The organism is Pseudoruegeria sp. SK021 (genome assembly GCF_002119405.1).
GTDB lineage: Bacteria > Pseudomonadota > Alphaproteobacteria > Rhodobacterales > Rhodobacteraceae > Meridianimarinicoccus.
The window spans coordinates 28,248-53,533 of the sequence record NZ_MTBG01000013.1 but is presented as its reverse complement, the minus strand read 5'-3'; the positions used below and the strand labels follow the sequence as shown (position 1 = coordinate 53,533).

26 protein-coding genes are annotated in these 25,286 nt (G+C 60.1%); 19 read left to right on the top strand and 7 right to left on the bottom strand.

Annotated features, from left to right (window positions below; genetic code table 11):
- Positions 1-13 precede the first annotated feature (13 nt).
- The 3 genes from BV911_RS09990 to BV911_RS09980 form a co-directional block, all read right to left on the bottom strand.
- Complete coding sequence (locus BV911_RS09990; RefSeq protein ID WP_086053469.1) at positions 14-889, bottom strand: 5-bromo-4-chloroindolyl phosphate hydrolysis family protein; 876 nt, start codon at positions 887-889, stop codon at positions 14-16.
- Positions 889-1,062: a hypothetical protein gene (locus BV911_RS19565; RefSeq protein WP_168184030.1), complete on the bottom strand. Its 174-nt coding sequence runs from the start codon at positions 1,060-1,062 to the stop codon at positions 889-891. Before BV911_RS19565 ends, BV911_RS09990 begins: the two co-directional genes overlap by 1 nt.
- Before the next feature lie 125 nt (positions 1,063-1,187).
- Positions 1,188-1,970, bottom strand: a complete 783-nt coding sequence (locus BV911_RS09980; RefSeq protein WP_086053467.1) for a pseudouridine synthase — start codon at positions 1,968-1,970, stop codon at positions 1,188-1,190.
- 77 nt (positions 1,971-2,047) lie between these two features.
- Between BV911_RS09980 and BV911_RS09975 the strand changes: the two genes are divergently transcribed.
- The 10 genes from BV911_RS09975 (at position 2,048) to BV911_RS09930 (ending at position 12,158) form a co-directional block, all read left to right on the top strand.
- Entirely contained in the window at positions 2,048-2,503 is a 456-nt protein-coding gene (locus tag BV911_RS09975; RefSeq protein ID WP_086053466.1) for a nucleoside deaminase, read from the top strand.
- 3 nt (positions 2,504-2,506) lie between these two features.
- The gene (locus BV911_RS09970) at positions 2,507-3,097 is read left to right on the top strand and encodes a DUF5671 domain-containing protein (protein WP_086053465.1); all 591 of its coding nucleotides are present in this window, start codon (positions 2,507-2,509) and stop codon (positions 3,095-3,097) included.
- Positions 3,098-3,177: 80 nt separating this feature from the next.
- Positions 3,178-3,831 (top strand): ceramidase domain-containing protein, encoded by a 654-nt coding sequence (locus BV911_RS09965; protein WP_086053464.1) that lies wholly within the window; start codon positions 3,178-3,180, stop codon positions 3,829-3,831.
- A 102-nt stretch (positions 3,832-3,933) separates the two neighbouring features.
- Positions 3,934-6,591: an alanine--tRNA ligase gene (gene alaS / locus BV911_RS09960; protein ID WP_086053463.1), complete on the top strand. Its 2,658-nt coding sequence runs from the start codon at positions 3,934-3,936 to the stop codon at positions 6,589-6,591.
- A gap of 165 nt (positions 6,592-6,756) precedes the next feature.
- Positions 6,757-8,388 carry an alpha-D-glucose phosphate-specific phosphoglucomutase gene (locus BV911_RS09955; RefSeq protein ID WP_086053462.1) on the top strand — a complete coding sequence of 544 codons (1,632 nt, stop codon included), beginning with the start codon at positions 6,757-6,759 and terminating at the stop codon, positions 8,386-8,388.
- A 411-nt stretch (positions 8,389-8,799) separates the two neighbouring features.
- The gene (locus BV911_RS09950; RefSeq protein ID WP_086053461.1) at positions 8,800-9,438 is read left to right on the top strand and encodes an ATP-dependent Clp protease proteolytic subunit; all 639 of its coding nucleotides are present in this window, start codon (positions 8,800-8,802) and stop codon (positions 9,436-9,438) included.
- Between the two features lie 134 nt (positions 9,439-9,572).
- Positions 9,573-10,838 (top strand): ATP-dependent Clp protease ATP-binding subunit ClpX, encoded by a 1,266-nt coding sequence (clpX, locus tag BV911_RS09945; protein WP_086053460.1) that lies wholly within the window; start codon positions 9,573-9,575, stop codon positions 10,836-10,838.
- A gap of 107 nt (positions 10,839-10,945) precedes the next feature.
- The gene (locus BV911_RS09940; RefSeq protein ID WP_086053459.1) at positions 10,946-11,320 is read left to right on the top strand and encodes an NADH:ubiquinone oxidoreductase subunit NDUFA12; all 375 of its coding nucleotides are present in this window, start codon (positions 10,946-10,948) and stop codon (positions 11,318-11,320) included.
- Positions 11,321-11,346: 26 nt separating this feature from the next.
- On the top strand, positions 11,347-11,790 hold the full coding sequence (gene mlaD / locus BV911_RS09935) for an outer membrane lipid asymmetry maintenance protein MlaD (RefSeq protein ID WP_086053458.1): 444 nt from the start codon (positions 11,347-11,349) through the stop codon (positions 11,788-11,790).
- Positions 11,787-12,158, top strand: coding sequence for a DUF2155 domain-containing protein (locus BV911_RS09930; protein WP_086053457.1), 372 nt, complete (start codon positions 11,787-11,789; stop codon positions 12,156-12,158). Before mlaD ends, BV911_RS09930 begins: the two co-directional genes overlap by 4 nt.
- Here BV911_RS09930 and aat read toward each other — a convergent pair.
- The 3 genes from aat to accB form a co-directional block, all read right to left on the bottom strand.
- Complete coding sequence (gene aat / locus BV911_RS09925) at positions 12,122-12,766, bottom strand: leucyl/phenylalanyl-tRNA--protein transferase (protein ID WP_086053456.1); 645 nt, start codon at positions 12,764-12,766, stop codon at positions 12,122-12,124. The two genes, BV911_RS09930 and aat, sit on opposite strands and share 37 nt — an antisense overlap.
- A 99-nt stretch (positions 12,767-12,865) precedes the next feature.
- Positions 12,866-14,212, bottom strand: coding sequence for an acetyl-CoA carboxylase biotin carboxylase subunit (accC, locus tag BV911_RS09920; RefSeq protein ID WP_086053455.1), 1,347 nt, complete (start codon positions 14,210-14,212; stop codon positions 12,866-12,868).
- Between the two features lie 7 nt (positions 14,213-14,219).
- The gene (accB, locus tag BV911_RS09915; protein WP_086053454.1) at positions 14,220-14,693 is read right to left on the bottom strand and encodes an acetyl-CoA carboxylase biotin carboxyl carrier protein; all 474 of its coding nucleotides are present in this window, start codon (positions 14,691-14,693) and stop codon (positions 14,220-14,222) included.
- A gap of 255 nt (positions 14,694-14,948) precedes the next feature.
- On the opposite strand from accB, the gene BV911_RS09910 reads away from it, so the two are divergent.
- Positions 14,949-16,307, top strand: coding sequence for an NAD(P)-dependent oxidoreductase (locus BV911_RS09910; protein WP_086053453.1), 1,359 nt, complete (start codon positions 14,949-14,951; stop codon positions 16,305-16,307).
- 110 nt (positions 16,308-16,417) lie between these two features.
- A complete protein-coding gene (preA, locus tag BV911_RS09905) occupies positions 16,418-17,722 on the top strand; it encodes an NAD-dependent dihydropyrimidine dehydrogenase subunit PreA (protein ID WP_086053452.1) in 1,305 nt (434 codons plus the stop codon).
- A 22-nt stretch (positions 17,723-17,744) separates the two neighbouring features.
- Here preA and BV911_RS09900 read toward each other — a convergent pair whose 3' ends face one another.
- A complete protein-coding gene (locus BV911_RS09900; protein ID WP_205963830.1) occupies positions 17,745-18,149 on the bottom strand; it encodes a hypothetical protein in 405 nt (134 codons plus the stop codon).
- Between the two features lie 419 nt (positions 18,150-18,568).
- Here BV911_RS09900 and BV911_RS09890 point away from each other — a divergent pair, with 419 nt between their 5' ends.
- The 7 genes from BV911_RS09890 to BV911_RS09860 are packed head-to-tail and all read left to right on the top strand — an operon-like array spanning position 18,569 to position 25,285.
- Complete coding sequence (locus BV911_RS09890) at positions 18,569-19,819, top strand: Zn-dependent hydrolase (RefSeq protein ID WP_086053500.1); 1,251 nt, start codon at positions 18,569-18,571, stop codon at positions 19,817-19,819.
- 10 nt (positions 19,820-19,829) lie between these two features.
- Positions 19,830-20,588, top strand: coding sequence for a class II aldolase/adducin family protein (locus tag BV911_RS09885; RefSeq protein WP_086053449.1), 759 nt, complete (start codon positions 19,830-19,832; stop codon positions 20,586-20,588).
- 47 nt (positions 20,589-20,635) lie between these two features.
- Complete coding sequence (gene hydA, locus BV911_RS09880) at positions 20,636-22,096, top strand: dihydropyrimidinase (protein ID WP_086053448.1); 1,461 nt, start codon at positions 20,636-20,638, stop codon at positions 22,094-22,096.
- A 7-nt stretch (positions 22,097-22,103) separates the two neighbouring features.
- Entirely contained in the window at positions 22,104-22,685 is a 582-nt protein-coding gene (locus BV911_RS09875) for a hypothetical protein (protein ID WP_139840063.1), read from the top strand.
- 22 nt (positions 22,686-22,707) lie between these two features.
- Positions 22,708-23,475: an ABC transporter ATP-binding protein gene (locus BV911_RS09870; protein ID WP_086053446.1), complete on the top strand. Its 768-nt coding sequence runs from the start codon at positions 22,708-22,710 to the stop codon at positions 23,473-23,475.
- A gap of 33 nt (positions 23,476-23,508) precedes the next feature.
- Positions 23,509-24,426: an ABC transporter permease gene (locus BV911_RS09865; protein WP_086053445.1), complete on the top strand. Its 918-nt coding sequence runs from the start codon at positions 23,509-23,511 to the stop codon at positions 24,424-24,426.
- A 13-nt stretch (positions 24,427-24,439) separates the two neighbouring features.
- Positions 24,440-25,285: an ABC transporter permease gene (locus BV911_RS09860; RefSeq protein ID WP_086053444.1), complete on the top strand. Its 846-nt coding sequence runs from the start codon at positions 24,440-24,442 to the stop codon at positions 25,283-25,285.
- The last annotated feature ends 1 nt before the right edge of the window (position 25,286 follow it).

Sequence of the window (25,286 nt, the reverse complement as noted above, 5' to 3'; positions counted from 1 at the left end):
GTTCTCCGGTAAGTCAGGTTTCGCGGTCCAGACGTTCGCGCAAGACCTCAATCTCAATGTTCAGATCGGTGCGGTTGTCCAGCAGAAGTGTCTCTGTTTTGGCGGCAAAATTGCGATCTAGATCATCCAAAAGCGCGACATAGTCGGTTCTGGCCTGCGGGTCGCGGTTTCGGGTGTAGAGATCGGCAAATTTCACGGTCGCGTCCCGTGCGCCTTGCAAATAGACGCCAAGGAACTTGCGGGCTGCCGTCAGGTCGCGCGGATCGTCCTCGACGGTGCGGAACATCTTGCGGGCCGTTGCCTTGAACTGGTCGACCCGACTTTCAAGGGTCCGGTCCCGGGTTCGACTGATCGCCTCGGACATGGCCGACAAATGGCCTTCTGCGCCGGTGATCGCCCGGGCGACCCGTTCAGAATCGTGCCGGTTGGCGCTGTCCATGCCTTTGTTAACCAGAGGATCGAGGCCGAAAGAAAACCCATGCAGCACGGCCCCAAGCCCACCGAAAATCACGGCATTGGACAGGCTGCCATCGGCCAGACCGGCCAGCGCCAGCCCCAGTCCGGTCAGCACCGACCCAAAGATTTTGCGGGGAATCGCGGGTTTGCGGGCGACTTTGCGGGCGTCATACGCGTCTTCGGCGCGCAACCCGTCCCGGGTCAGCCACGCCGCAAGGATCAGCAGCCCAAAGCAGCCGAGGTTCAGCGCAAGGCCGGTCGGCTCACTGCGGAAGGCTGAAATCAGAAACGGAAAGGGCAGTAGGAACAATGCGTTCGACCGAAACCCGGCACGGGCGACGGTTTTTCCGGCGAACGGACGCTCTGACGTCGCCTGCGAAGCATCGGGCCCGTTGCTGTCGGGGCTATACTTGCCGCCAAATCGTTGTGCCATCAAACCCCTCCGGTCACGGCGGCATAGAGCATCAGTCCAACAAGCAATGCGAAGGACAGCTTTTGCAGGCCCGTTCCCGACATAACGTCTCCTCTGCTTCCGGCCCATCGCACAAGCGACACGGCACCATAGACCACGGCGGCCACGACCATGAGGAACATGAGCAATCTCATGGCCAATAGCATTCTGGCGTGTCCCTTCGTGTTCGACCGTTTCGAGTATTAGGGCATCATGTGGGTGCTGCAAGCAAAGATGCTATGACAATGCCGGAGAAAACGGCCCCGCACGGGGAAATACCTTAGTTTCTGGTGCGTTTCGGGCGGGCTTTGGGATCTTGCGACGGGGTGGCGTTGCCCAGACCCAACTGATCACGCAGCACGCGGGCCTTCACCTCTTCCACAGCGCCGGGTTCCATATCGCCCAGACGGAACGGGCCATAGCTGACCCGGATCAGCCGGTTCACAACCAGTCCGATGCTTTCCATGGCGCGGCGCACTTCGCGGTTCTTACCTTCACGGATGCCAATGGTCAGCCACGCATTCGCCCCTTGCATGCGGTCTATGCCGATATCCATCGGCGCAAAGCGTTCCCCATCCACGACCACGCCTTTGCGCAAACCGACGAAATCGTCGTCTTTTGGATTGCCTTTGACCCGGACCCGGTATTTGCGCACCCAACCGGTGCTGGGCAGTTCCAGCCGCCGCTTGATCCCGCCGTCATTGGTCAGCAGCAACAGGCCTTCGGAATTGATGTCCAGCCGTCCGACGCTCAGCACCCGGGGCATATCTTCGGGCAGGCTGTCAAAGACGGTTTCGCGGCCCTTTTCATCTCGGGCGGTGGTGACCAGCCCGAGCGGCTTGTAGTACAGCCACAGACGCGGCGCTTCCGGCTCGGCCAAAGGTTTGCCGTCCAAGGTGATCTTGTCGCCGGGGCCGACATTCAGGGCCGGGCTGTCGATTCGCTTGCCGTTTACCTTCACTCGCCCTTCGGCGATGATGATTTCTGCACCGCGACGCGAGGCCACTCCGGCGCGCGCCAGCACTTTGGCGATCCGCTCGCCCGTATGTTCTTTATCGGTCATGTCTCAGGCTGTATCCGGTCCTGCGACAAAGCGAAAGCCTGTTGCGTGGCGGCGTCGATCCGGGCCATGACCGCTGTATGAAGCCGTTCGTCAGCCATATGGACCGTGCGCTGGGTCAAGCCCGCGCCGCCGCCGCCCGCGGCGAGGTGCCGGTCGGGGCTGTTCTGCTGGACCCCAAGGGGCAGGTGGTGGCCGAAGCTGGCAACCGCACCCGCGAATTGTCTGATCCGACCGCTCATGCCGAAATGCTCGTTATTCGCGCGGCCTGTGCAGCGCTGGGGTCCGAACGACTGATCGGTCATGCGCTTTATGTGACCTTGGAACCTTGTGCCATGTGCGCGGCGGCCATTGCTGCCGCCCGTATTCCGCGCTTGTATTATGCCGCCTCCGACCCCAAATCCGGCGGAGTAGCACAAGGGGCGCGCGTCTTTAGTCATGCGCAATCCCACCATGTGCCCGACATCTATGACGGAATTGGTGGGGTCGAAGCTGAGATGCTTTTGCGGGACTTCTTCCGGGACAAACGGAGATAGACCATGGCCCGCGAGCTTGCAGAATTTGTTCGTCACGGATTGATGGCGGGGCATGATCGCGGGGCGCTGCGCACCGCCATGATTGACGCCGGGTGGTCGGACAGTGAGGTCACCGAAGCGTTGGGCGCTTGGGCGGAGACGCCGTTCACGCCCCCGGTGCCGCGCCCGGGCAAGATCCTGTCGGCGCGGGATATGTTCACCTATGCGCTGATTACCGTCGCGCTGGCGATTTCGGTTGCCGATATCGTGCTGATTGCCCATCGGCTGATCGATTATTGGCTGCTGGATGGTCGGTTGCGCATCAGCTATCCGCTGTCGTCGCTGATTATCTTTGCGCCGTTGTTTGTTGTTCTGCAAACGCGTGAGACCCGATCCCGCCGGGCCGATCCGGCCCGGGACCGGTCGCTGGCCCGGGTCAGTACTGTGTATCTGGTGCTGTTCGTCGCGGCGATGGCACAACTGAGCCAGCTTACCGTGTTGGTTGAAGCGATCCTTGCTAGCGGGCTTAGTCTGGCCGTTGCCTTGAAGGCGGCGGTGGTGCTGGTCATGGGGGCAGCAGTCTTTATGGGCTTTTTGCCGCGTAACACCGACTGACACGTCGGGGCCGCCCTTGACGGGCTATGATGGTGCCATGGCGTGAAATGTGATGACCCAGCGACCCGGAGACGACCATAATGGACCTGACCACCGCGATTGATGGCTATTGCGAACGGCTTGATCCGTCATACTGGGCCGAGCCGGTGAACGCGCTGTCCAATGTGGCCTTTCTGGTTGCCGCTGTCGTGATGTGGCGGCGAACGCGGGGACTTGGGTCGGGCCTTGCCAACACGCTGGTCGGGCTTCTGGCGGCGATTGGCATCGGCAGTTTTCTGTTTCATACCCATGCGCAAGTCTGGTCCAGCTTTGCCGATGTGGGCTTTATCGCCCTCTTTGCCGTAGTCTATGTGTTTGTCGCGCATCGTGAGTATTGGGGGCTTGGCCTGTGGGCCGCGCTTGGGGCGACGGCCTTGTTCGTGCCCTATGTGGCGTTGACGGTGCCGGTCTTTCAGGCACTGCCGTTCTTTCAAGTATCCGCGATGTACTGGCCATTGCCGCTTCTGATGGTCGTGTACGGGGTGCTGTTGCGCCGCAGAGCGCCGGAAACGGCGCAGGGATTGTTGGTCTCGGCGGCTCTGCTGACAGTGTCGCTGACCTTCCGGTCGCTGGACCGGACGCTTTGCGGTCAGATCCCCTTTGGCACCCATTTCCTTTGGCACCTGCTGAACGGGGTGCTGTTGGGCGGCATGATCGAGGTCTATCGGCGGCACCGCCTGCGCCCTACAACCTGACGTTTGGTCGCGTCGCGATTCTGGACACCTCGCGCCCAGACCGCTACACGAACCCAGTCCCGATGCCAGAACGCTCCGAAAGCCCCAGAAAGTCCCGAAGCCATGGTCAGCCTGAACGATATCCGCTCTACCTATCTTGATTACTTTAACCGGAACGATCACCGGGTCGTGGACAGCTCTCCGCTGGTGCCGCGCAATGACCCGACCTTGATGTTCACCAATGCCGGTATGGTGCAGTTCAAGAACGTCTTTACCGGCGTTGAAACCCGCGACTATACCCGCGCCGTCACCAGCCAGAAATGCGTGCGGGCCGGGGGCAAGCACAATGACCTCGACAATGTGGGCTACACCGCGCGGCACCACACTTTCTTTGAAATGCTCGGCAACTTTTCCTTCGGCGATTACTTCAAGGACGAGGCGATCCCGTTCGCATGGGACCTGCTGACCAAGGAATTCGGGATCAACAAAGATAAGTTGCTGGTCACCGTCTATCATGACGATGACGAAGCCGCGAATATCTGGAAGAAATATGCTGGACTCAGCGATGACCGGATTATCCGCATCGCGACCGATGATAATTTCTGGTCCATGGGCGCCACCGGTCCCTGCGGGCCGTGCAGTGAGATTTTTTATGATCACGGCGATCACATCTGGGGCGGCCCTCCGGGCAGCGCCGATGAGGATGGTGACCGGTTCATCGAGATCTGGAACCTTGTCTTCATGCAGTTCGAGCAGTTCGAGGGCGGCCGTCGCGAGAATCTGCCCCGGCCATCGATCGACACCGGCATGGGGCTGGAGCGGATCGCGGCCTTGCTGCAAGGCAAGCACGACAATTACGACACCGATTTGTTCCGGGCCCTGATCGACGCCTCGGCGCAGGCCACGGGCGCGGATCCGGATGGGCCGGGCAAGATTCACCACCGGGTGATTGCCGATCACCTGCGGTCGACCTCGTTCCTGATCGCGGATGGGGTGATGCCGTCGAATGAAGGCCGCGGCTATGTGCTGCGCCGGATCATGCGCCGCGCCATGCGCCATGCGCATCTGCTGGGTGCCACCGATCCGCTGATGTATCGCTTGGTGCCCAAACTGGTGCAGCAGATGGGGCAAGCCTATCCTGAACTGGGCCGGGCGCAGGCGTTGATCGAAGAAACCCTGCGATTGGAAGAAACTCGCTTTCAGACCACGTTGGATCGCGGCTTGCGGTTGCTGGAGGATGAACTGGCCGGACTGCCAGACGGGTCCGACCTGCCCGGTGCGGCGGCGTTCAAGCTGTACGACACCTTTGGCTTCCCATTGGACCTGACGCAGGACGCGCTGCGGGAAAAAGGCCGTGCGGTGGATACCGCTGGCTTTGATGCGGCCATGGCGGCGCAAAAGCAAAAGGCGCGGGCCGCGTGGTCCGGCTCGGGCGAAACTGCCGATGCTTCGATCTGGTTTGATCTGGCCGAGACCCACGGCGTGACCGAATTCCTTGGCTATGACATGGAAGCCGCTGAGGGGCAGATTCTGGCCCTTGTGCAGGACGGCGCGGAAACCAAAGAAGCCGCCGCAGGCTCCAGCGTGCTGATCGTCGCGAATCAGACGCCGTTCTATGCCGAATCGGGCGGGCAGGTGGGTGACACCGGCCTGTTGAAAACGGCGACCGGAACAGCGCAGATCAGCGATACCCGCAAAACTGCCGGGATTGTCTTTCACGTCGCCGAGGTGACCGACGGGACACTGACCGCCGGCCAAGGCGCTGAACTGATCGTCGATCCCACCCGGCGCGGCGCGATTCGCGCCAACCACTCGGCCACGCACTTGCTGCACGAAGCGCTGCGCGAGGCGCTGGGCCCGCATGTAGCGCAGCGTGGCTCGTTGAACGCGCCGGACCGGTTGCGGTTTGATTTCAGCCATTCCAAGGCGCTGAGCCGCGAGGAACTGCGCAAGGTCGAAGCCGATGTGAATGCCTATATCCGTCAGAACGCCGCCGTTGATACCCGGATCATGACCCCCGATGACGCGCGTGCCTTGGGGGCGCAGGCGTTGTTTGGCGAAAAATACGGCGATGAGGTGCGGGTGGTGTCCATGGGGCAGCAGCCGGGCTCTGGCAAAGGTGCCGATGGCGAGACCTATTCGCTGGAACTGTGCGGCGGGACCCATGTGGCCCGCACCGGCGATATCGGCATGTTCGTGACGTTGGGCGACAGCGCGTCCTCGTCGGGTGTCCGGCGCATTGAGGCCCTGACCGGGGCAGCGGCGTTTGAGTACCTGTCAGCGCAGGACCACCTGTTGGCCGAGGTGGCGTCGGCGCTGAAGACCCAGACCTCTGAGGTGCCCGAGCGGATCAAGGCGCTGCTGGACGAGCGGAAGGCGTTGTTGTCCGACGTGGCCAACCTGCGCCGGGAATTGGCGATGTCGGGCGGCAGTGCGGCTCCGGCAGAAGCCAAAGTCATCGGCGGCGTGCCCTTCCTGGGCCAGGTCCTGTCGGGTGTAACTGGCAAGGATCTGCCGGGCTTGATCGATGCGCATAAGACGCAAATGGGATCGGGCGCTGTGCTGTTGATCGCGGATGCGGGCGGCAAGGCGGCAATTGCGGCGGGTGTCACGGCTGACCTCACAGGCCGGATCTCGGCGGTAGAGATGGTCAAGGCTGCGGCCGGTGTTCTGGGTGGTAAAGGCGGCGGTGGGCGCCCGGATATGGCCCAAGCCGGTGGACCCAGTGTGGACGGGGCCGACAAGGCCATCGCAGCGGTCGAGGCGTTGCTGCAAGAGTAAGCCTTGGGCGGTTTGACCGGAGAGTTCCGGGGCGTTGGACGGGGGGAGACCCCGGCCAGCGCCCTTTTTTTATCTGGACCGACTGCGCTGATATGATCGGTTTACCAAACGCGGTAGACTTGCCAGACCGATAAAGCAAATGGCTGCATCACCTTGGGGGATCGAATGGAACGCGTCACCGTACAGACTGCACCGATTGACGGGCAGAAGCCCGGCACGTCGGGATTGCGCAAGAAAACCCGCGTCTTCATGGGGCCGCATTATCTTGAGAATTTTATCCAGTCGATCTGGATCGGAATCGGCGGCGTCGCGGGTAAAAACTTGGTTCTGGGCGGCGATGGCCGTTATTTCAACACCAACGCGGCGCAGGTGATCTTGCGGATGGCCGCGGCCAGCGGTGCCGCAAAGGTGATCGTCGGGCAGGGGGCGCTGCTGTCTACGCCTGCCGCGTCCCATGTCATTCGGCAGCGCAAGACCGATGGCGGCATCATCATGTCGGCCAGCCACAATCCCGGTGGGATCGAAGAAGATTTCGGCGTGAAATTCAATATGCCAAATGGCGGACCAGCCCCGGAAGAGGTGACCAATCGGATGTTGGAGGCCACCAAGTCCCTGACCTCGTATGACATTCTTGAGGCGCAAGATGTCGATCTTGGCACCATCGGCACCCAGATGCTGGGCGAGATGGAGGTCGAGGTGATTGATCCCGTGACCGAGTATGTCGCGCTGATGGAGACCCTGTTCGACTTCGATAAACTGCGCCGCTTGATCGCATCGGGGTTCCGGATTCGGTTTGATGCCATGCACGCCATCACTGGCCCCTATGCGACGGCGATTCTTGAAGAGGCGCTTGGTGCACCCAAAGGTACGGTCGTGAATGCGGTGCCCAGCCCGGATTTCGGCGGCGGCCATCCTGACCCTAATCCGATCTGGGCGCATGAGCTGATGTCGACGATGATGGCGGCGGATGCGCCCGATTTCGGCGCGGCCTCGGATGGGGATGGCGACCGGAACATGATCGTCGGTCGCGGCATCTATGTGACGCCGTCCGACAGTTTGGCGGTTCTGGCGGCCAATGCCCATCTGGCTCCGGGATACGCGGCGGGCTTGGCGGGGGTTGCGCGCTCCATGCCAACCAGCCGGGCGCTTGACCGCGTCGCTGAGGCGCGTGGGCTGGCTTGCTATGAGACGCCCACCGGCTGGAAGTTTTTCGGCAACCTTTTGGATGACGGGCGGATCACCCTTTGCGGCGAAGAAAGTGCTGGCACCGGGTCGGATCACGTGCGCGAGAAAGACGGGCTGTGGGCAGTTTTGTTGTGGCTCAGCATTCTGGCTGAGACCGGAAAGTCAGTGTCGGATCTGTTGACCGCGCATTGGGCTGAATATGGCCGGAACTATTATTCGCGCCATGATTACGAAGCTGTGGACGCCGTTAAAGCGGAAGAGCTGATGGCCGGGATCCGATCCCGGCTAGGCAGTCTACCGGGGCAAACCTTTGAAGGCTTGACCGTGGTTGAGGCAGATGAGTTTTCCTATGACGACCCGGTTGATGGCTCGCGGTCAGAGGGTCAGGGCCTGCGGATCGCCTTCGAGGGCGGCGCGCGCGCGGTGTTCCGTCTGTCGGGTACCGGGACGGTCGGGGCAACTCTGCGGGTCTATCTGGAAGATGTCGAAGCCGACCCGGCCCGCCAGCATGCGGATCCGCAAGAGGCGCTTGCCACGATCATCGCTGCTGCGGATGCGATTGCGGACATCAAGGGCAAAACCGGGCGGGATGCGCCAGACGTGCGGACCTGAGGTAAGCGTGACACAGGTGGGCTCCGTCGTCTGCCGTCGGCGCTGAGCCTCAATTAGCCTCCACCATCGCCCGAAACGATCCTCGGGCGATGGTGCGATCCATATGAAACCACTCGACAAATGCCATTCAACACGCGGATGGCCGCGCCGTGCGTCGCCAGCGCTGCAACAGAATCCGGCGCCACGCGATCCCTCGGGGTGGACTGCCTCTTGAATATTCTCTCGCAGAGACCATCTGGAGAGAACCCGATGACAACGCCGTGTTTTTTGTTGTCCATTCCGTAATCTCCTGACGCTAGGACCATATTGCGCCGTAGGACAGAGTGCCTTCGGCCCCTTGCAGCCCCCTAGAGGGCAGACTAAGACTCAAGCCACAAGGCGCGAGACGCTCAGGACAAGAGGCAGACCGAGATGAATGACCCCCTCGATACATACATGAATACCCTGGTCCCGATGGTGGTCGAACAGACGTCGCGTGGCGAACGGGCCTACGACATTTTTTCGCGGCTGCTGAAAGAACGGATCATCTTTCTGTCCGGTCCCGTGCATGATGGCATGTCGTCATTGATCGTGGCCCAGTTGCTGCATCTTGAGGCGGAGAATCCGAAAAAGGAAATCTCTATGTACATCAACTCGCCGGGTGGTGTCGTGACCTCCGGTCTGTCGATTTACGACACGATGCAATATATCAAGCCGGCGGTTTCGACCCTGGTGGTTGGTCAGGCGGCGTCCATGGGATCGCTGCTGCTGACCGCCGGTGCCAAGGGCATGCGGTTCTCGCTGCCCAACAGCCGGATCATGGTGCACCAGCCCTCGGGTGGCTATCAGGGTCAGGCGACGGATATCATGATCCACGCCCGCGAGACCCAAAAGTTGAAAGACCGGTTGAACGGCATTTATGTCAAGCATACCGGGCAGTCGCTGGAAGCGGTTGAAGATGCTCTTGAGCGCGATAAGTTCATGGATGCGGAAGATGCAAAAGCGTGGGGGCTGATCGACCAAATCGTCGAGAACCGCGATGCGCTAGAGAAGCCCAAGGCGGAAAAATGACGCTAGGACCAAACCCCGATGGGGCCTTCAATTTGACATTGTCGGTCCTGTCATGCTCCCCTAAAGTGGCGAATAGCTTTTCGTGGGCAGGCGTAAACGAAAGACGGGCAGACTTGCCGCTTTGGAGGTGATGAATGGCGAACAACTCAAGCGGTGACGGTAAAAACACGCTTTATTGCAGCTTTTGCGGCAAAAGTCAGCATGAGGTCCGCAAGCTTATCGCGGGTCCGACCGTGTTTATCTGCGATGAATGTGTTGAACTCTGCATGGATATCATCCGTGAAGAGACCAAGACGGCCGGGCTGAAATCTTCTGAAGGTGTGCCGGCGCCCCGTGAAATCTGCGATGTCCTTGATGACTATGTCATCGGTCAGTCCCACGCTAAGCGGGTGCTGTCAGTGGCGGTGCACAACCACTACAAACGTCTGAACCATGCCGGAAAAACCGGCGAGGTTGAACTGGCCAAGTCGAATATCCTGCTGATCGGGCCGACCGGTTGCGGGAAAACGCTTCTGGCACAGACGCTTGCACGTATTCTGGATGTGCCGTTTACCATGGCGGATGCAACCACGCTGACCGAAGCCGGCTATGTCGGTGAGGACGTGGAAAACATCATCCTGAAGCTGTTGCAGTCCAGCGAATATAACGTTGAGCGCGCGCAGCGCGGCATCGTCTATATTGACGAGGTCGACAAGATTACCCGCAAGTCGGACAATCCGTCGATCACCCGCGATGTGTCGGGCGAGGGCGTGCAGCAGGCTCTGCTGAAGATCATGGAAGGCACGGTTGCGTCGGTGCCGCCGCAAGGCGGGCGCAAGCATCCGCAGCAGGAATTCCTGCAAGTGGATACGACCAACATCCTGTTTATCTGCGGGGGGGCGTTTGCCGGTCTCGACAAGATCATCTCGCGGCGCGGTAAGGGGTCGGGCATCGGTTTCGGTGCCGATGTGAAGGATGTCGATAGCCGGGGCGTCGGTGAGGTCTTCACCGAGTTGGAGCCTGAGGATCTGCTGAAGTTCGGTTTGATCCCGGAATTCGTCGGACGTTTGCCCGTGATCGCCACCCTGCGCGATCTCGACGAAGACGCGCTGATCACGATTCTGACGCAGCCGAAGAATGCCTTGGTTAAGCAGTACCAGCGTCTGTTCGAACTGGAGGACACCAAGTTGACCTTCACCGACGACGCCCTTGCGGCGATTGCGCGGCGGGCGATTGCACGCAAGACAGGCGCGCGGGGGCTGCGGTCCATCATGGAAGACATCCTGTTGGATACCATGTTCGATCTGCCAACCGCTGTTGGGGTTGAAGAAGTGGTGGTCAATGTTGAGGCCGTTACATCCGAAGCCTCGCCGCTTCTGATCTATGCGGATCGCAAAGGCGAACCGGTCAGCGCAAGCTGATCGGCCAATGCCGCAGGCTTCCCTGCGGCATTGGGGATTTTCTGCGCACTGGACGTTCTGGCAGGAATGCGGGATATCAAATCTAACGAGTAGCAGGAGCCGCCCCTATGAACATGCTTATCCGTGCCGTGACCTGGTGGAACAGCCAAACCCTTGGCACGCAATGGTTCACCAGCCGCAAGGGTGTCCGGGTCGGGGAAGATGATCAGGGCAATATCTACTATGAGACGCGGGACAAGGTCCGGCGCTGGGTGATCTTTAACGGCGAATGCGAAGCGAGCCGGATTTCCCCCGATTGGCATGGATGGCTGCACCACACGTGGGATCAGCCGCCGACCGCTCAACCGCTTGTTCACCGCACGTGGGAAAAACCCCATCAGGAAAACCTGACCGGAACCGCGTTGGCCTATGCGCCGGCCGGATCGATTCGCCGTGTCGCCCCGGCGAAACGGGCGGATTACGAAGCCTGGACGCCCGAGTGAGCGATCCCGGACGGAAAGGGTAGTCCATGGCCGAAAATAAGGCGGAACTGTTGGTCGGAGGGTTGGTGATTCTGGTTGCCGCCGGGTTCCTGACCTATGCCAGCCGCAGCGTCGGAGGCATGAGTGCGTCCAGCGGCTATGAACTGACGGCAAGTTTTCGCTCGGCACAGGGTATTTCTGTCGGCACGGATGTCCGTTTGGCTGGGGTCAAAGTGGGCACGGTCGCCGGACTAAGCCTGAACCCCCAGACCTTCCGCGCCGATGCGACAATCTCTGTCGCCGACGGGATCGTGTTGCCGGACGACAGTTCGATCATCATTGCATCGGAAGGCCTGTTGGGCGGAAATTTCGTCGAACTTCAGCCCGGTGGATCGCTCGATAACTTTAATCCCGGTGATGAAATTGAAAGCACGCAGGGCTCAATCAGCTTGATTGAACTGCTGTCCAAATTTGTTGGTGGTTCGGGATGATGAAGCCCCTCGGGCTTGGTTTGGCCGCACTTGCAGCCGCTCTGTCAGTGTCATCGGTGCTGGCCGAGGACGTGGCCGCCGGACGCGGGGCCAGTTTGCGTGTGCTGGACCGCATGTCCGGTGAATTGACCGATCTCGACGTTGCCGTTGGCGGCAGTGTCACTCTCGACCGGTTGGCGATCAGCTTGGTCGAATGTCGATACCCGGTGGAAAACCCCGTCGGCGATGCCTATGCATTTCTGCTCATCGATGAGCCAAGCAGCCCAAGACCGTTGTTCGAAGGCTGGATGGTCGCGTCATCACCCGCGCTGAATGCGTTTGACCATATCCGCTATGATGTCTGGGTATTGCGCTGCAACAACGCCTGAGGCGATGCAGGCAGGGGGGGCGTCGTGAAATCGGCCTTTGTGGCGATCGCCTCTTCCAGATAGTCATGAAACGTGCTGCGCGGGATTTCTATTCCGCCGAGCCGCTGAAGATGTGGCGTGATGAACTGGGTGTCGAACAGCAAAAATCCCGCCTGCTGGAGCCGGTCCATCAGATAGGCGAGGGCGATCTTCGAGCCATCCGTCCGGCGTGAGAACATGCTTTCCCCAAAAAACGCCGCGCCCAGCGTGACCCCGTACACGCCACCGATCAGCCCGCTCTCGTCGCGAATTTCCATCGAATGGGCATGGCCCAAGGCATGAAGCTGGGCGTAAATATCGAAAATCGTCTCACTGATCCAGGTCTCCGGCCGGTCGGCGCAGGCTTGCATCACCCCAGCGAAGTCTTCGTTGACGGAGACGCGAAAGCCGCCCTTGCGGATTCGACGGGCGAGGGATCGTGAAAAATGGAATCCACCGATTGGAATGATCCCGCGTTTGCGCGGATCGACCCAGAAGACGTCGGTATCGTCGCGCGATTCGGACATCGGAAAAACGCCGAGTTCATAGGCCTTCAGCAATACATCGACTGTAAGGGTTTCGCGGTCCATTCAGTAGCACCCAGCCTTTGTATCCTGATTGCTGACGCAGCCCCTGCCGTTCGTGAAGATCGGCAGGGGCTGCGCAATGCGATCATGCGGGCCGGCGACTTAGGCGCGCTTGGTTTTCAGCCACTCTTCCAGCCAGTGGATGTCATAATTACCGGTCAGAATATCGGGCTCTTCCAGCAGCGCGCTGAACAGTGGGACCGTGGTGTCGATGCCATCGACGATCAACTCTCCCAGCGCACGCTGCAGGCGGGCCAACGCCTCGGGACGGTCGCGCCCATGCACGATCAATTTGGCGATCAAGCTGTCGTAGTAGGGCGGGATTGAGTAGCCGTTATACAGCGCCGAATCCATCCGCACGCCCAGCCCGCCTGGGGCATGGTAGGCGCTGATGCGGCCGGGGCAGGGGGCGAAGTCGGGCAAACGTTCTGCGTTGATCCGGACCTCGATGGCATGACCGTTGACGCGCAACTCGTCCTGCGTAACCGACAGCGGCAGTCCAGCGGCGACGCGGATTTGTTCGCGGACCAAATCGACGCCGAACACGGCTTCCGTCACCGGATGTTCCACCTGCAAGCGAGTGTTCATCTCAATGAAGTAGAATTCACCGTTTTCGAACAGAAACTCGATGGTGCCTGCGCCGCTATATTTGATCTGCGCTATGGCATCGGCACAAACTTTGCCGATTCGCGCCCGGGTTTCTTCATCGATGGCGGGACCGGGGGCTTCTTCCAGAACTTTCTGGTGTCGGCGCTGCAACGAGCAATCCCGTTCGCCCAGATGGATCGCCCCACCTTTGCCATCGCCGAAGACCTGCACTTCGATATGGCGCGGCTGTCCGAGATACTTCTCAAGATAGACTTCGTCATTGCCAAAGGCGGATTTTGCTTCGGATCGGGCGGTTTGAAATGCGATGTCCAGATCGGCGGCGGTTTCGGCCAGTTTCATGCCGCGTCCACCGCCACCGGCAGTTGCCTTGACGATCACAGGAAAACCGATTTCGGCGGCCACCGTGCGTGCCGTTGCCAGATCCGGAACGCCGCCGTCAGAGCCGGGGACGCAGGGCACGCCAAGCGCCTTCATGGTTTCCTTGGCTGTAATCTTGTCGCCCATCATCCGGATATGCGCCGCCGACGGCCCGATGAAAGTCAGATCATGATCTTCGACCACCTGCACGAAATTGGCGTTCTCGGACAGAAAACCGTAGCCGGGATGAATGGCTTCTGCGCCGGTAATCTCGCAGGCAGAAATTAGGGCCGGCACCGACAAGTAGCTTTGGTTGCTGGGCGGTGGGCCGATGCAGACGGCCTCGTCGGCCATGCGCACATGCATGGCGTCGGAATCAGCCGTTGAATGGACCGCGACACTGGCGATCCCCATTTCGCGGCAGGCGCGGACGACGCGCAATGCGATCTCACCGCGATTCGCAATCAGGATTTTCTTGAACATGTCCGGCCTATTCAATGATCACAAGCGGCGCGCCAAATTCCACAGGCGAGCCATCTTCGACCAGAATGCGGGCAATACGTCCGGCTTTGGGGGATGGGATCTGATTCATCGTCTTCATCGCTTCGATGATCAGCAGCGTCTGCCCCTCAGTTACCGTGGCCCCAACCGCGATGAACGGCGTCGAATCCGGCTCGGGCTGCAGATAGACAGTGCCCACCATCGGCGATGTCACGGCGCCGGGATGCGCGGCGGGATCTGCCGACGGCGCCGATGCGGCAGGCGGCGCAAAGGTGATTTGCGCCGGTGCGCTGTGGGCAGGGGCGACCGATGCCGCGACGCCGCCGCGGCTGACGCGGACGTTCAACGCGCCTTCTTCGCCAAATTCGCGCTTGACGTGCAACTCTGTCAGGTCGTTTTCCCTCAGAAGTTCCGCCAACGCACGGATGAATGCGACATCATCGCTGTGGGACTTGTTGCTCATTTCAGCCTCGCTCGTGCTTGTTCGTCGCCAGCCGTATTTAGGGACGGTTATGACCCTTCTCTACATCGGATGATAAACGGTGAAAAGCGATGCAGACATAGAATTCATGATCCGTGAAGTTATCGTCAGGTGCGGTCAGGCCTTGATTTTTATAATTTGTGCGGCAAACCTTTGATTTCCGATGCGTGACAAAGCCAGAACCACCTGCGCGGCCTCTGCCATCGGACCAGACATCTAAGGTAGCAGGGGCAGGCCATGGCACATTCACCGACGACTCCGGGTATTGCGGCAGGACGTCTTGCCAAGGATGCCTATCGCGGCAACTTTGCGGATCTGTATGCGCCGCTTGGCCCGCATGAGGCAATCGTTGCGGCTGACCGCTGTTATTTCTGCCATGATGCACCTTGCATTACAGCGTGCCCCACTGAAATTGATATCCCCTTGTTTATTCGGCAAATTCAGACCGGTACAGCGGATGCCGCCGCCCGGACCATTTTCGATCAGAATATTCTTGGCGGCATGTGTGCCCGGGTGTGTCCGACAGAGACATTGTGCGAAGGGGCCTGTGTGCGCGAGGCGGCCGAAGGAAAGCCTGTTCAGATCGGCCAATTACAACGATTTGCGACGGACAGCCTGATGGCTGCGGACACCCATCCCTTTGTCCGGGCAACGCCGACCGGACGGCAGATCGCCGTTGTTGGAGCCGGTCCGGCTGGATTGGCTTGTGCGCACCGGCTGGCCCTGCGCGGGCATGACGTGGTGGTGTTCGACGCACGAAAAAAACCGGGTGGCCTGAACGAATATGGTATCGCGACCTACAAAGCGGCGGGAAATTTTGCCCAACGGGAAGTGGCGTGGCTGCTGTCCATCGGGGGGATCACCCTCAGAACCGGGGTGCGGCTGGGTCGGGAATTGTCCTTAGCAGAGCTTCAGGATGATTTCGATGCGGTCTTTCTTGGGGTCGGTCTGGCGGGGGTGAATGGCCTACAGATCGAAGGTGACGACTATGACAATGTTCATGACGCCGTCGATTTCATCGCGCGTCTGCGGCAGGCAACCGACAAATCGAAACTGCCGGTCGGACGGCATGTGCTGGTGATCGGCGGGGGCATGACGGCGGTGGATGCTGCGGTTCAGTCCAAGCTGCTCGGGGCGGAACATGTCACCATGGTCTATCGGCGCGGCCGCGACCGTATGGGGGCGTCCGACTATGAGCAAACCCATGCGACCTCGACAGGGGTTCGGATCATCACAGGTGCAAGCCCGGTTCGCATCTTGGCGCGGGACGGCAAAGTTGACGCGGTTGAGTTTGCCTATACTGAAGAAGACCGCTCGGGGATGCGCTTGGGCGATGAAACATTCTGCATTCCCGCCGATCAGGTTTTCAAGGCCATCGGGCAACGTCTGGACGACGCGCCTGCTGGTTTGACGCTGGACGGTGCGAAAATCGGAGTTTCTGCGGGCGGGCGAACATCTCTTCCCGGGGTCTGGGCTGGTGGTGATTGCGTGTCCGGGGGCGAGGATCTGACTGTGACAGCGGTGGCTCAAGGGCGCGACGCGGCAGAAGATATCCATGCCGCCCTGATGGGCTTGAACGCCTTGGCCGCCGAATAAACGATGCGACGGGCGCCGGAGTAACGCGGATCCTCCGCCCGGTGCCGTACCACCATCACCTGCAAACGTGCAGACACAGCCGGCGACGCCGCGCAATAGGGAGACCACCCATGGCAGATCTTTCCTCGGACTTTGTCGGGATCAAATCTCCCAATCCATTCTGGCTGGCCTCAGCTCCGCCGACCGATAAGGAATACAACGTGCGGCGAGCGTTCGATGCCGGTTGGGGCGGGGTGGTTTGGAAAACCCTGGGGCAGGACCCGCATGTCGTGAACGTCAATGGCCCCCGCTATGGTGCGATCTGGGGGGCCGATCGGCGGTTGCTGGGTCTGAACAATATTGAATTGATCACCGACCGGCCGCTTGAGGTAAACCTGCGCGAGATCAAGGCGGTTAAGCGCGACTATCCTGATCGCGCTATGGTCGTTTCACTGATGGTTCCGTGCGAGGAGCAGGCTTGGAAAGAAATCCTGCCTTTGGTGGAAGCCACTGGCGCTGATGGGATCGAGTTGAATTTTGGCTGCCCGCACGGGATGAGCGAACGGGGAATGGGGGCCGCGGTTGGGCAGGTCCCCGAATATATCGAAATGGTGGCACGCTGGTGTAAGCAGACGACCCGGATGCCGGTGATCGTCAAGTTGACCCCGAACATCACAGATATTCGCTATCCGGCAAGGGCGGCAAAAGCGGGCGGGGCCGATGCGGTCAGCCTGATCAATACGATCAATTCCATTACCAGCGTGAATCTGGACACCATGTCGCCGGAGCCAAGCATCGATGGCAAGGGATCGCACGGTGGGTTTTGTGGTCCGGCTGTCAAACCGATCGCCCTGAATATGGTCGCCGAAATCGCCCGCGATGCTGAAACGGCTGGCATGCCGATTTCAGGGATTGGCGGGGTCACCACATGGCGCGATGCGGCTGAATTTCTGGCGCTGGGATGCGGCAATGTTCAGGTCTGCACTGCGGCGATGACCTATGGCTTTAAGGTGGTGCAAGAGATGATTTCGGGGCTGTCTGAGTGGATGGACCAGAAAGGCTATGTCTCTGTCGCCGAAGTGTCCGGGCGTGCGGTGCCCAATGTGACCGACTGGCAGTATCTCAACCTGAACTACGTCGCCAAGGCGCGAATCGATCAGGCGGCGTGCATCAAGTGTGGGCGCTGCTATGCCGCTTGCGAAGACACAAGCCATCAGGCCATCGCGATGTCACCCACACGGGTCTTTACCGTCAAGGATGACGAATGCGTTGGCTGCAACCTGTGCGTCAACGTTTGCCCGGTCGAAGATTGCATCACCCTTGAGCCGCTTTCGGCAGGAACACTGGACGAGCGGACCGGCGAAGCCGTCAAACCGGGCTACGCCAACTGGACCTCGCATCCGAATAACCCGGCCTCGACCACCGCCGCGGAATAGGCTTGGCCGGGATTCTACCCCGCTATAAACGCCGGTCCAGCCGGGCGGTGGTATTCACCGCTGCGATCGCGGCGCCTTGCGCCGTGGCAGAGGTCAACGGCGCGCCGGTATTGTTCAAGCTGGTCTGGATCGCGGCAAGTTCTTGCATGATCCGGCCGAGCCGCGCCCTTTGGCTGAAAATCTCGGACATCTGGTGGGGGTCGGATGTGGGTGTCTGTGCGGGGGGCGGTTCAGCCTGAAGGCCGATCGCATGCCCCTCCGACAAGGCGCGACTGTTGGCAGTGACCTGCGACGGTTCTGACCCTTCGTGCGATTTGGCGTTGGCAAACGATTGGGACCAGCCACGCGACGGGTTCTGACCAGAGGTGTTGCCGGTGTCAGGACTGACGGCGGGCGCAAGGGCGACTTGGGTGTTTGGTGCGGACACTTCCATGGGCGGGGCAGGCGGTGCCGCCGCTGTTATAGGACTGATTAACGACATGTGTTCCCCCGCTTTTGGGGCCCCCACACAGGAACCGTCGACGAAAGGTCTTGCGATTGTGTTAATTCGGGCCGCGAAGATGACGCTGGCAGGGGCGGACGGCACGACATTTGGACCGGGGGCCGTCCGGTCGGGTCGCGTTGCGCCGGACGGGACAGGGTTGGGGTGTGATCGCCGGAATTTCCTGTGAGCGTCGGTGCTTGACTGTCTGGTCGCCTCTGTTAGCGTTCCCAAGAACAAGCTGCAGTCGTGGCAAGGATGTGCTCGTGGGGGGATGCCTTGTCTGGCCTGATCACAGATCAGTCCGCGCGTGCTGACCTATGGCTAAGCCGACTATTTTTAAGGAGCAACCCATGACCGCCGCAATGACCGCCCCCGGTGAGAATCTGAAGATTGACAGCGGGCGTCTCTGGGATAGCCTGATGCAGATGGCCAAAATCGGACCGGGCGTAGCAGGCGGCAATAACCGGCAAGCCCTGACTGACGAGGACGCCGAAGGTCGCGCCTTGTTCCAGCGCTGGTGTGAAGATGCGGGTCTGACCATGGGCCTTGATCAGATGGGCACCATGTTCGCCCGCCGCGAAGGCACCGATCCTGACGCCCTGCCAGTCTATGTCGGCAGCCACCTGGATACCCAGCCTACCGGCGGAAAATATGATGGGGTTCTGGGCGTATTGGGCGGGCTGGAGCTGATCCGCACCCTGAACGACTTGAACATCAAAACCCGCCATCCGATCGTGGTTACGAACTGGACCAACGAAGAAGGGTCTCGGTTTGCGCCGCCGATGCTGGCCTCCGGGGTATTTTCCGGGATGCATGAACAGGAGTGGGCCTATACCCGCACAGATGCAGACGGGCTGAGCTATGGCGACGAATTGGTGCGGGTCGGCTGGAAAGGTGACGAACCGGTGGGCGCCCGCAAGATGCATGCGTTCTTTGAACTGCATATCGAACAGGGCCCGATTCTCGAAGCCGAGGGCAAGCAGATCGGGGTTGTGACCCATGGGCAGGGTCTGTGGTGGCTAGAAGTCACCCTGACCGGGAAAGAGGCGCATACCGGCTCTACCCCTATGAATATGCGGCTGAATGCGGGTCTTGGCATGGCCCGGATCACCGAACTGGTACACCAGATTGCGATGGCGGCGCAGCCGAACGCGGTCGGCGCGGTGGGGCAGGCAAACGTCTATCCGAACTCCCGCAATGTGATCCCCAGCAAGGCGCTCTTTACCATCGACATCCGCTCGCCCGACCTGGAAAAATTGACCGAAATGCGGGCCCAGATCGAAGCCGAAGCGCCAATCATCGCACAAGAGCTTGGCCTTGGCATCAGCATCAAGCCGGTCGGCCATTTCGATCCGGTGACGTTTGATGCCGGTTGTGTCACGGCCGTGCGTGCCGCCGCAGACCGCCTTGGGTTGAGCCATATGAACATCGTCTCAGGTGCCGGGCACGATGCCTGCTGGATCAATCGTGTGGCCCCGACTGCCATGGTGATGTGTCCGTGCGTCGATGGGCTCAGCCATAATGAGGCCGAAGAAATTAGCCAAGAATGGGCTGCGGCTGGCGCCAATGTGTTGTTTCACGCGGTCGTCGAAACAGCCGGAATTGTAGAATAAGGTGGGAATTATGACCAATGAAATACGCCCGTCATCGGATGAAATCGACGAGCGTCAACTGCGCATCGACCTAGCTGCCGCACTACGCTTGGCGGCGCGCAATGATTGGCACGAGGGGGTGGCGAACCATTTCTCGGCTGCCGTGTCTCCGGACGGACGGCGCTTTCTCGTCAACCCGCGCTGGCGGCATTTTTCGACGGTTCGGGCGTCGGACTTGATCCTTGTGGATGCCGACGATCCAGACACCATGACCCGCCCGGATGCGCCGGACCCTTCTGCGTGGTCGATCCATTCGGCTTTGCACAAGCACGTGCCGCAAGCGCGTGTGGCCCTGCACATTCACCCCCCTTATGCCACGGCGATCGCTTGTCTGAAGGACCCGGTGATTAAGCCGATTGATCAGGTCACGGCGCGGTTTTTCAATCGGATGGGCTATGATCTGGATTTCGGCGGCGTCGCGATGGAAGAAGAAGAGGGCGCGCGGATCGCGGCTTCGTTCGGCAATCATGGCGCGGTGATGATGGGCAATCACGGGGTGACCACCGTTGCGGCCACCGTCGCCGAGGCGTTTGATGCGCTGTATCATCTTGAACGCGCGGCCCGGACCTTGTGGTTGGCCTATTCCACCGGCCAGCCGCTGTCGATCATTCCCGACAATGTGGCCGAGCAGACCGCCCAATCTTGGGAGGAAATGAAAGCCGCCGAATTCGTCCATTTCGACGAGATGAAGCGCATTTTGGATCGCGAGGATCCCAGCTACGCAGACTGACATGGGGCGTGCGCCTAGATGATCAACAGAACGGTAGGAGAGTACGGATGAGCAAGGTCATCAAGGGCGGCACAGTCGTCACCGCGGATCGACAATTTGTGGCAGATATCCTGATCGAGGACGAGAAGATCGTCGAGATCGGGCCAGATCTGTCCGGTGACGAGGTGATCGACGCCAGCGGCGCCTATGTCGTTCCGGGGGGGATTGATCCGCATACCCATCTGGAAATGCCGTTCATGGGCACCACCGCGGATGAAAGCTTTGAATCCGGGACTTGGGCGGCGGCAACCGGCGGCACCACTATGGTGGTGGATTTCTGTCTTCCCGGTCCGGACGGGTCGATCAAGAACGCCATCAACGACTGGCACCGGAAGTCTGCGCCGCAGATCTGTTCCGATGTCGGCTATCACATGGCGATCACCGGCTGGAATGAGACCATCTTCAACGAAATGGAAGATGCGGTGAAGATGGGCGTCAATTCGTTCAAGCACTTCATGGCCTACAAGGGCGCCTTGATGGTGCATGACGATGAAATGTACGCGTCGTTCAAGCGCTGCAAGGAATTGGGTGCGCTGCCCATGGTCCATGCCGAAAACGGCGACATCATCGCGGAATTACAGGCCAAGTATCTTTCCGAAGGCATGACCGGGCCAGAGGGTCACGCCCATTCCCGCCCGCCCGAATTGGAGGGCGAGGCGGCCAACCGCGCGATCATGATTGCCGATGCCGTGGGGACGCCGCTTTATGTGGTGCATGTGTCCTGCGAACAGGCGCATGAGGCGATCCGCCGGGCCAGACAAAAGGGGCACCGGGTCTATGGCGAGCCGCTTATTCAGTTCCTGACGCTGGACGAGTCTGAGTATTTCAACAAGGACTGGGTCCACGCCGCCCGCCGGGTGATGTCGCCGCCGTTCCGGTCGAAGGCGCATCAGGACGGCCTTTGGGCCGGGCTGTCAGCGGGTTCGTTGCAGGTGGTTGCCACCGATCACTGCGCGTTTGGCACCGAGAAAAAGAAGATGGGTCTGAACGATTTTACCCAAATTCCCAACGGCACCGGTGGGCTTGAAGACCGTATGGCGATGCTGTGGACCTTTGGGGTGGAAACCGGACGGATTACACCGGAAGAGTTTGTCGCCGTGACCTCGTCCAATATCGCGAAAATCCTAAATATTTACCCGACCAAGGGGGCGCTGGTGCCCGGGGCTGACGCGGATATCGTGGTGTGGGACCCCAAGATCAGTAAGACGATCTCGGCCAATTCGCAAAAGAGCATTATTGATTACAATGTGTTCGAAGGAATCGAGGTGACGGCACAGGCCCGCTATACCCTCAGCCGGGGTGAAGTGATCTGGTCGTGGGGTCAGAATAGCCAGCCGCAGCCGGGCCGGGGTCGGTTCGTGCCCCGCCCGGCATTCTCGTCGGCAGCCAAGGCCTTGAGCCAGTGGAAATCCCTCAATGCACCGCGCCGGGTTGAGCGGGACCCGCTGAACATCCCGTCCGGCGTTTGAGAGTGGAGTGTTGAATTCTAGAAAATCCGCGCTTATGGAAGTAGGCGCGTTTATACAACTGGCGGCACAGGTGGAATGTGCGATCGATAGAATTGCATATCTTTCACTTGATGTATTTGAAGAGTTTACTCTAGAGTTTTTCCCGCGATTTCCGCAGAATTTTCCTGATAAGATTAAGTTAATACAGAACCTATTGTCTGATGATGCGGCGTCACCTCTCGCTTCATTCGACATTAAAGGGGGGGCTGCTCTTCCAAAGCTGTTGGAGTCGATCATTGACCGCCGAAATTCAGTTTGTCATGGAAAGATGGCCAACTTTATAGACGGAAATGTAACGTACTCGGTTTCTTTTGTTAGAATTGGACGGGTTAGAAAAGGTACGGATGGGCGAAGTTATACGCCGAAAATAACGCAAAATTTTGATAGAGACGATATCTTTTCAGCAATGAAAGACTGTGGCTCTGCGCTCCATTCTTTAGAAGAATGTCGGATTGCGATTTGGCAGAGCAGCGAAGGGTGGCCTATGTCGCTTGCTAATCTTGAGGTCGGGGAGGGGCAAACTTTTGATGTGTTCGCAGCGTTGGGGTGATTGATATTTTGGTGGAAAAGCTGTGATAGACGCCCAAGGCCTGCAGTTGGTGTTCCCGTCGCAGGACGGGCCGGTCGAGGCTCTGAAGGATATCGATCTGACGGTGTCTCGCGGGGATTTCGTCAGTTTCATCGGACCGTCAGGCTGTGGCAAGACCACGCTGCTGCGGGCCATTGCCGGATTGGAACAACCGACAGGCGGTACGCTGACCATCAACGGCATGAGCCCCGACGCGGCCCGGAAATCCCGCGCCTACGGTTACGTGTTTCAGGCAGCGGGGCTGTATCCGTGGCGCAGCATCGCCCGGAACATCTCGCTTCCCTTAGAAATCATGGGGTTTTCTAGGGCCGAGCAGAATCGCCGGGTGGCCGACGCGCTGGAACTGGTTGAACTGGGCGGGTTTGGCCGGAAGTATCCGTGGCAGTTGTCGGGCGGTATGCAGCAACGCGCCAGTATCGCCCGGGCGTTGGCCTTTGATGCCGATATTCTGCTGATGGATGAACCCTTCGGGGCGCTGGACGAGATCGTTCGTGACCATCTGAACGAACAACTTCTGGAACTGTGGAAGCGTACCGGAAAGACCATCGTCTTTGTCACCCACTCTATCCCGGAAGCGGTGTTTCTAAGCACCCGAATTGTGGTCATGAGCCCCCGTCCGGGACGGATAACCCAAGTGATCGACAGCCCGTTGCCTCGGGATCGGCCCTTAGATATCCGCGATACGCCTGCGTTTCTGGACGTCGCGCATCAGGTCCGCGACGGCTTACGTGCCGAGCATGCCTATGACTGATCCGAGGCCTGCCAGCGCGACGGGGTCACGCCCATGAGATCGATCCTGCCGGTGCTCACTGTGGTCGCGGCACTTTTGGCGCTGTGGTATGCGGCGGTGGTGCCCATGAACATCAAGGCGGCGCTGACCGATGCCGAGCGGGCGGGCATGACGGTGCAGCCCGAGGGTGCAGCCGCCCGGCGCGACCTGTCGGCAATTCAACTGGTGCTGGACAACCCATCGGTGATTTCAGCGACGTTTCAGCAGGCCCGACCCCGACTGCCCGCGCCGCATCAGGTGGTGGTGGAACTGTGGAACACGACTGCCGGGCAAAAGGTGACTTCGAAACGCAGCCTGATCTATCACGGCTGGGTCACCCTCAGCGCGACCTTACTGGGTTTCGCCATCGGGACCATCGCGGGCGGCCTGTTGGCGGTGGGGATCGTCCATAACCGGGCGATGGACATGAGCGTGATGCCGTGGGCCATTGCCAGCCAGACCATTCCGATTTTGGCGATCGCGCCGATGATCATCGTGGTCTTGAACTCCATTGGGGTGCAAGGCCTGCTACCAAAGGCGATTATAAGCGCCTATCTGTCGTTCTTCCCAGTAGTGGTCGGCATGGTGAAAGGGCTGCGCAGCCCTGAGGCGGGGCAATTGGACCTGCTGAAAACCTATCACGCCAGCGCCGGACAATCCCTGTGGAAGTTGCGGCTGCCAGCGTCGCTGCCGTATCTTTTTGCCTCGTTGAAGGTGGCGATTGCAGCGGCATTGGTCGGGGCCATTATTGGTGAACTTCCCACCGGCGCGGTCAGCGGCCTTGGGGCGCGGCTGCTGGCGGGGAGCTATTACGGGCAGACCGTGCAAATTTGGGCCGCGCTGTTCGGCGCAGCGATTGCAGCGGCTGGGCTGGTCGGGCTGGTCGGATGGATCGAGCGGTTGGTGCTAACGCGCATGGGAATGGCCAAATGACCGGAGGCGACACATGATTTTGGTCCTCGGCGCATTGGCATTCTGGGTGCTGGCTTGGCTGGTGAATGTCGCGATCGCCAATAGCGGCTGGGCCGAGACCCGGATCGGGCGCTTGGCGGTCCCCATCCTATTCGGCCTGACATTGTTGGTGGTCTGGGAGGGGCTGGTGCGCGGCTTGAACGTGCCCGGTGTGATCCTTCCGGCGCCGACCGATATTGCGACGCGGATGGCCAGTTCGACCGGTATTCTCTGGCAGGACTTTCATCAGACTTTCCTGCGCGGCGCTTTGCGCGGCTATGCCATCGGCTGTGCCGCTGCCGTGCTGACTGCCATCGCCGTGGATCGGATTGATTTCCTGCGGCGCGGGTTGTTGCCGGTGGGCAGCTTTTTGGCGGCCCTGCCGATTGTCGGCACTGCGCCCATTTTGGTGATGTGGTTCGGCTTTGACTGGCAAAGCAAGGCGGCGGTGGTCGTGGTGATGGTGTTCTTCCCGGTCTTGGTGAACACGGTCGCGGGGCTTCAGGCTGCCGATTTGGCGCAACGCGATCTGATGCGGACCTATGGGGCGGGTTATTGGCCGACGCTGATCAAGTTGCGCTTGCCTGCGGCCATGCCGTTTCTCTTTAACGGGCTGAAGATCGCAACGACCCTTGCATTGATCGGGGCCATCGTTGCCGAATTTTTCGGCTCGCCGACGATGGGAATGGGCTTTCGCATCTCAACCAGTGTTGGCCAGCTTGCTTTGGACATGGTCTGGGCTGAAATTGCAGTAGCGGCAGTGGCCGGATCGCTGTTCTATGGCGTGGTGGCATTGATCGAACGACAGGTGACTTTCTGGCATCCATCACAACGGGGATAGA

What these genes read in the sequence shown, in the direction of transcription:
- BV911_RS09910 (WP_086053453.1), top strand. Translation starts at nt 14,949, where the DNA reads ATGGCACATTCACCGACGACTCCGGGTATTGCGGCAGGACGTCTTGCC.
- BV911_RS09975 (WP_086053466.1), top strand. Translation starts at nt 2,048, where the DNA reads ATGAAGCCGTTCGTCAGCCATATGGACCGTGCGCTGGGTCAAGCCCGC.
- BV911_RS09980 (WP_086053467.1), bottom strand. Translation starts at nt 1,970, where the DNA reads ATGACCGATAAAGAACATACGGGCGAGCGGATCGCCAAAGTGCTGGCG.
- accB (WP_086053454.1), bottom strand. Translation starts at nt 14,693, where the DNA reads ATGAGCAACAAGTCCCACAGCGATGATGTCGCATTCATCCGTGCGTTG.
- BV911_RS19565 (WP_168184030.1), bottom strand. Translation starts at nt 1,062, where the DNA reads ATGAGATTGCTCATGTTCCTCATGGTCGTGGCCGCCGTGGTCTATGGT.
- BV911_RS09865 (WP_086053445.1), top strand. Translation starts at nt 23,509, where the DNA reads ATGAGATCGATCCTGCCGGTGCTCACTGTGGTCGCGGCACTTTTGGCG.
- clpX (WP_086053460.1), top strand. Translation starts at nt 9,573, where the DNA reads ATGGCGAACAACTCAAGCGGTGACGGTAAAAACACGCTTTATTGCAGC.
- BV911_RS09885 (WP_086053449.1), top strand. Translation starts at nt 19,830, where the DNA reads ATGACCAATGAAATACGCCCGTCATCGGATGAAATCGACGAGCGTCAA.
- BV911_RS09930 (WP_086053457.1), top strand. Translation starts at nt 11,787, where the DNA reads ATGATGAAGCCCCTCGGGCTTGGTTTGGCCGCACTTGCAGCCGCTCTG.
- preA (WP_086053452.1), top strand. Translation starts at nt 16,418, where the DNA reads ATGGCAGATCTTTCCTCGGACTTTGTCGGGATCAAATCTCCCAATCCA.
- BV911_RS09950 (WP_086053461.1), top strand. Translation starts at nt 8,800, where the DNA reads ATGAATGACCCCCTCGATACATACATGAATACCCTGGTCCCGATGGTG.
- BV911_RS09955 (WP_086053462.1), top strand. Translation starts at nt 6,757, where the DNA reads ATGGAACGCGTCACCGTACAGACTGCACCGATTGACGGGCAGAAGCCC.
- alaS (WP_086053463.1), top strand. Translation starts at nt 3,934, where the DNA reads ATGGTCAGCCTGAACGATATCCGCTCTACCTATCTTGATTACTTTAAC.
- BV911_RS09990 (WP_086053469.1), bottom strand. Translation starts at nt 889, where the DNA reads ATGGCACAACGATTTGGCGGCAAGTATAGCCCCGACAGCAACGGGCCC.
- mlaD (WP_086053458.1), top strand. Translation starts at nt 11,347, where the DNA reads ATGGCCGAAAATAAGGCGGAACTGTTGGTCGGAGGGTTGGTGATTCTG.
- accC (WP_086053455.1), bottom strand. Translation starts at nt 14,212, where the DNA reads ATGTTCAAGAAAATCCTGATTGCGAATCGCGGTGAGATCGCATTGCGC.
- BV911_RS09860 (WP_086053444.1), top strand. Translation starts at nt 24,440, where the DNA reads ATGATTTTGGTCCTCGGCGCATTGGCATTCTGGGTGCTGGCTTGGCTG.
- BV911_RS09965 (WP_086053464.1), top strand. Translation starts at nt 3,178, where the DNA reads ATGGACCTGACCACCGCGATTGATGGCTATTGCGAACGGCTTGATCCG.
- aat (WP_086053456.1), bottom strand. Translation starts at nt 12,766, where the DNA reads ATGGACCGCGAAACCCTTACAGTCGATGTATTGCTGAAGGCCTATGAA.
- BV911_RS09940 (WP_086053459.1), top strand. Translation starts at nt 10,946, where the DNA reads ATGAACATGCTTATCCGTGCCGTGACCTGGTGGAACAGCCAAACCCTT.
- BV911_RS09970 (WP_086053465.1), top strand. Translation starts at nt 2,507, where the DNA reads ATGGCCCGCGAGCTTGCAGAATTTGTTCGTCACGGATTGATGGCGGGG.
- BV911_RS09890 (WP_086053500.1), top strand. Translation starts at nt 18,569, where the DNA reads ATGACCGCCCCCGGTGAGAATCTGAAGATTGACAGCGGGCGTCTCTGG.
- hydA (WP_086053448.1), top strand. Translation starts at nt 20,636, where the DNA reads ATGAGCAAGGTCATCAAGGGCGGCACAGTCGTCACCGCGGATCGACAA.